At 71.1% G+C, this 3,942-nt stretch carries 5 protein-coding genes; all 5 read right to left on the bottom strand.

Translation table 11 applies throughout. The features are described from left to right. Window positions 1-773, bottom strand: a 773-nt coding sequence (locus ACH4E7_RS21665; protein ID WP_396250638.1) for a transposase, incomplete at its 3' end; no start/stop codon positions are given. 143 nt (window positions 774-916) lie between these two features. Next, window positions 917-1,903 carry a serine/threonine-protein kinase gene (locus ACH4E7_RS21660; protein ID WP_396250637.1) on the bottom strand — a complete coding sequence of 329 codons (987 nt, stop codon included), beginning with the start codon at window positions 1,901-1,903 and terminating at the stop codon, window positions 917-919. 624 nt (window positions 1,904-2,527) lie between these two features. Next, window positions 2,528-2,683 (bottom strand): hypothetical protein, encoded by a 156-nt coding sequence (locus ACH4E7_RS21655; RefSeq protein ID WP_396250636.1) that lies wholly within the window; start codon window positions 2,681-2,683, stop codon window positions 2,528-2,530. A 57-nt stretch (window positions 2,684-2,740) separates the two neighbouring features. Continuing rightward, window positions 2,741-3,028, bottom strand: a complete 288-nt coding sequence (locus tag ACH4E7_RS21650) for a hypothetical protein (RefSeq protein ID WP_355676143.1) — start codon at window positions 3,026-3,028, stop codon at window positions 2,741-2,743. A gap of 234 nt (window positions 3,029-3,262) precedes the next feature. Beyond that, window positions 3,263-3,942, bottom strand: a 680-nt coding sequence (locus tag ACH4E7_RS21645) for an Ig-like domain-containing protein (protein WP_396250635.1), incomplete at its 5' end; no start/stop codon positions are given.

The following is a 3,942-nucleotide window of genomic DNA, read 5'->3' as shown; positions in this document are numbered from 1 at the left end:
TAGTTCTGCACCAGCACGATTCGCAGGCTCTGCACCGCGGGCAGCTCACGCAGCCATGCCGGGGAGCCGTGTGCATACACCGCGTGCAGCAAGGTGTAGCCGTCCTTGGCGTAGTCGAGCGCGAGCGCGTCCTGCTTGGCCTTGGAGGTGGGAAGGCGCCAGGTGTCGATCCGGTCCGCGTAGCGGCGGCTCCAGTCCTCCACGACCAGCACCTGCTCGACCCAGTCGGGACAGGCGGCGGCCAGCGCGTTCAGGGCCGCCCGGACGCTTTCGCCGGCCAGCTGGAGCCGGTTCAGATCCCGCACCGCTGCCACGATGTGCGTGGAGTCGGTGCGCTGGCTGCCGCCCGCGTCCACCAGGCCCAGCTCGCGCAGACGCTCCAGCAGCAGGTCCAGCGCCCGCTCCTCCAACCCGTGGGTGACAACGCGGGAGCGGAACTCCGACAGCACACTGTGGTCGAACCCCGGATCCTCCAAGCTCAGACCCAGGGCGTACTTCCACGCCAGGTTCTCTCGGACCTCGTCCGCCGCCTGCCGGTCGGTCAGGTTCGCGGCCTTCTGCAGGACCGTGACCAGCGCGAGCCGGCCCGGCGACCAGCCCGGCTTGCCCGCCCGGCCGAACGCGTCGGCGAAGGCCGCGTCCGGGAACAGCTCGCCGAGCCGGTCACGGACCTGCACCGCCAGCGGAGCCTCCCGCTTGCCCCGGTACATCGCCCGGATCGCCGCCGCGATCTGCGGATCAGGCTGGGGCCAGGGCTGCGGTTGCACCGACACGACATGCTCCGATCCAAGACGAGGCCCGAGAGATCACCAGCGCTCATGATCCACTGCACCGTGCCCACGCCGCCACCCCTGGCCCAAGGAGCAAGTCCCACACCGCTCCCCGGGCCACCCCAAAGCATCTCAACTCTGAGGCATCACAAGGAACTTGGAATTAGCCACCAAGATCGCGCACCGCCCCGTTCCGCGCCCGTAGCGATCCCGGGTGCGGTGAGGGTGTGCAAGGCGCTGGTGCGCTGCCGGATGGCCTCACGGGCGCTGGTGATCCCCATCCAGGCGCCCGGACCGAGCGCGTCACCCAGCTCCGCCTCGCACGATTCCAGCACCCCCGCCGGCGTCGGACGCCGGCCAGGGTCCTTGCGCAGGCAGGCGGTGATCAGCCGGCGTAGCGGCGGAGCGACGGCGGAGACATCAGGATCATCGGCGACCACACGGTGGGCGACAGCCCACTCGTTCTCCGCGGCGAACGCCTCCCGGCCTGTGGCGAGGAAGTACAGGGTCGAGCCGAGGGCGAAGACATCGCACGCAGCGCCCACGGCACGACCCACAGCCTGCTCGGGCGACATGTACAAGGGAGTGCCGATCCGGGTGGAGCTGCTGGCGTAGGTCACCGACTGTGCCAGGGATTTGACGATGCCGAAGTCAATGACCTTCGGACCGCTCTCGTCCAGGATGATGTTCCCGGGCTTGAGGTCCCGGTGCACCACGTCCACGGCATGGATGTCGGCCAGCGCGTGGGCGATGCCCCAGGCCAGCAGCATCACCTGACCGGCCGGCAGCGGGCCGTGCCCGACCACCAGCTCCCGCAGGGACGGCCCGGTCACGTACATCGTGGCCAGCCACGGCCGCCGGGCCCGGGGATCAGCGTCCAGCAGCGGGGCCAGGTGCGCGCCGCGCACCTTCTGTGCAGCGGCCACCTCGCGTGCGAACCGCTGCCCGAACTCCGCGTCCCTGGCGAACTCCTCACGGATCACCTTCATGGCTGCCGGCTGTCCACCAGGGGAGAAAGCGAGGAACACCTGCCCCATGCCGCCCTCGCCCAGCCGTGCCACCAGGCGGAAGCCCCCGAGGCTGTCCGGATCGTGCGACTGCAGCTGAGGAAACCGAAACGCCGCACCCGACATGAACCCCTCCCTCCGTCCCGCGGGACACCGCAGGACTCGACCGCCTGCCGCACCAGCCCCCACCGAGGGTAGAACCGCGACCTGACGCCTCGCCAGATGTCCGGGAAACCCACCGCCCGAGGGCCTGGCCGCCGTCATCCGCGGCCTGAGTCGGCCCGGCTGGAAAGGCCGGCGGCCGCGTACGGCGCGCCCGCGGCCGGGCAGGGTTCTGCCCGGTGCCCGAAGCCGTCGTCAGAGCGTGCCCACGGGCCCGGCGAGGCGAAAGAGCCCGCCGGAACTCTCCGGGTGTCTCCCCGGGGGCTGCCCCGGGGGGCTTCCCTCCCAAGGGTTTCGACATTCCCGCAGGCCACGGCCCGAAATCGAGGTGCCGCCGCCGCTATCTACGCATGGCCCGCCACTGGCCCTGGACCGAGACGATCACTACCGCGTTCCCAGTGGAACCCGGTGCCCACCCGACGCGACAGCCGGGCCGCAGGCATGCCCGCCACCGGCCCGAACACCCTGAAACGGCCCGCGGATGCGCCGGGACGGCAACGGTGCCGCTCCTCCCTTCGTGCGGAAAGGGTAAGGCGGCCGGTCGAAGCGCCGACCGCCTTCGGTGCGCCCCGATGCCGGGCGCCCGTGTCACCGGCTGACGATGGTGATCGTTCCGGCGCCGCCTTCCCGGTGCTGTGCGGCCAGGGCTTCCTGGTAGGTGACGTACTGGCGAACGGTGCCGTCAGGTAGGTTCAGCTGGTAAACCATGGTTTGTGGCGATCCTCCGCCGCAGTTGCAGGCCATGAGTTCGGTCTCCTTTCCGGGTGCTGGGGTTCGGGTCTTCCTGGGGAGGGGCGTTGGTCAGTCGAGCCACCGTGAGGCCACACCCGCCAGGTACGAGACGCTGAGCGCGGTCGCCGGTATCCGGAACCACGGGCTGCCCTCCAGGCACGCGGCACAGCCGACCGCGACGGCGGACACCCAGACGCTCGAACACCAGCTGCAGGTGATCAGATAGGCGGCCTTGGACTCCTCGCCGAAGCGATCGGCGACCCAGATCCTGAGACCGCCCGCGAGGGTGTCCTTGGTCAGGAAACGGGTGACGCGGCAGGTGGTGCCGAGCGCGAGAAGGAACATGGTCAAGCTCATCGGGACAACTCCACTGACCAGGGACGCGGCAGTACGGTTGCGGGCGTCGCGGCGGGTACGGCGGCTTCGCCGCTACGTCCCCAGCGCGTCCGTCCCCCCGCCGTGCGAGGGCGGGGGGACGGACCTTCGAGGTCGGCCGCTCATCCGCGGACGATGACGTCAGGCCTCACCCGGCTCGGCCACCAGTACCGGTCCGCGATCCACGTCCCGGGCCCGATAGGACCGGTCCGGTCACTACTGCGGCCGGCAGGGCAGCAGGGTGGCGGTCGACTGCAGCGTCGTGCCGCCGACGGTGGCGGTCACGGTGAAGGTGCCGGACTGAACCTGAAGCAGGTTCAGGTCGGTGGTGAGGGTCGCGATCCCGGACGCGTCCGTCACCGCCGAGCCCACCGGCTGTCCGGCGATGAGGAAGGTCACCGTCACGCCGGCGGCCGCGGGAGTGAGCTGGGCCTGCAGTGTGGCGGTGACGGGGTACGGCTGCCCGTGCGAGGGGTTCGCCAGCGCGTGCTCCCAGTGGCCCCACCAGCAGGACGGCAGCGCCTGCAGGCCTGCGGCGGGGCCGCCTACGCCGACGGTGATCGGGACGGGGAGCGAGACGACGTTGGTGCAGGTGCAGTTGGTGCCGGCCGCGGTGACGGTGGCGGTCAGCGACACCGGTCCGGCGGTGGGGAAGGTCATCGACCCGGTGGCGATGCCGAGTGCGTTGGTGGTGGCGGTCACCGGGGTGGCCCCGCCGCCGTTGAAGGTGACCGTCGCACCCGGAACGGGCACGCCGTTGCACAGCACCACCGCGGACACGACGGTGGGCTGGCCGGCGGCCACCGGTGTCACCGGGGGCAGCAGGAGCACCAGGCAGGTCGGCGGCGTGGTCACCGTGATGGTGACCGGGGTGGAGACGACGTTGGTGCAGGTGC

This window comes from Kitasatospora sp. NPDC018058 (assembly GCF_044327205.1).
Classification (GTDB): domain Bacteria; phylum Actinomycetota; class Actinomycetes; order Streptomycetales; family Streptomycetaceae; genus Kitasatospora.
Note: the sequence above shows the minus strand (reverse complement) of the source record. Positions and strands in the feature narration are given on the sequence as shown.

Coding starts and splice junctions, on each gene's coding strand:
- ACH4E7_RS21660 (WP_396250637.1), bottom strand. CDS start 1,903: ATGTCGGGTGCGGCGTTTCGGTTTCCTCAGCTGCAGTCGCACGATCCG.
- ACH4E7_RS21655 (WP_396250636.1), bottom strand. CDS start 2,683: ATGGCCTGCAACTGCGGCGGAGGATCGCCACAAACCATGGTTTACCAG.
- ACH4E7_RS21650 (WP_355676143.1), bottom strand. CDS start 3,028: ATGAGCTTGACCATGTTCCTTCTCGCGCTCGGCACCACCTGCCGCGTC.